This window comes from Escherichia sp. MOD1-EC5950, assembly GCF_002965345.1.
GTDB lineage: Bacteria > Pseudomonadota > Gammaproteobacteria > Enterobacterales > Enterobacteriaceae > Escherichia > Escherichia marmotae.
The window spans coordinates 1-636 of the sequence record NZ_PTSR01000120.1 but is presented as its reverse complement, the minus strand read 5'-3'; the positions used below and the strand labels follow the sequence as shown (position 1 = coordinate 636).

At 45.3% G+C, this 636-nt stretch carries 1 protein-coding gene; it reads right to left on the bottom strand.

Annotation, left to right across the window (positions count from 1 at the left end):
* Window positions 1-497, bottom strand: a 497-nt coding sequence (locus BEA93_RS24580; RefSeq protein WP_123057440.1) for an iron-containing alcohol dehydrogenase, incomplete at its 3' end; no start/stop codon positions are given.
* Window positions 498-636: the final 139 nt, after the last annotated feature.

Genomic DNA, 636 nt, shown 5'->3' with positions numbered 1-636 from the left:
TTATCGACGATCGCCATTTTTATATGGCGCTCTTCGTCAGTAATAATACAGAAACGGGTCATTTCCGAAGCCGTACCCGCAGTGGTGTTAATCGCAATCATTGGCAGCTGCGGTTTCACGGAACGATCAACTCCTTCATAATCACGGATATTGCCACCATTGGTTGCGACCAACGCAATTCCTTTCGCGCAGTCGTGCGGCGATCCACCTCCCAGAGAAATCACACTATCGCAGCAATTTTCCGTCAGCAGCCTCAGCCCCGCCGCGACGTTTTCAGTGGTCGGGTTAGGCTGCGTACCATCATAAATCACACTGAAAATATTATGCTTCTGCAGCGCTTTCTGCACATCACAGGCCATCCCCATTTCAGAAAGCATGCGATCAGTAACGATTAAAGTGCGCCGAAAACCGTAACCCGACATCATATTTATGGCCTCGTTCAGAGAGCCACAACCAAGAACATTTACCGATGGAATAAAAAAAGTTGAAATGGTCATTATTTTACTCCTGCAAAACGAAATATTTTCATTACAGTGCTGCGATACAAATTTTAAAACAGACAGAATTCTGGAGGGTACTGATTTATCTTCCAAATAAATCAGTGTGAGTTCCTGTACGCTCGAATCGCAAAAGGTC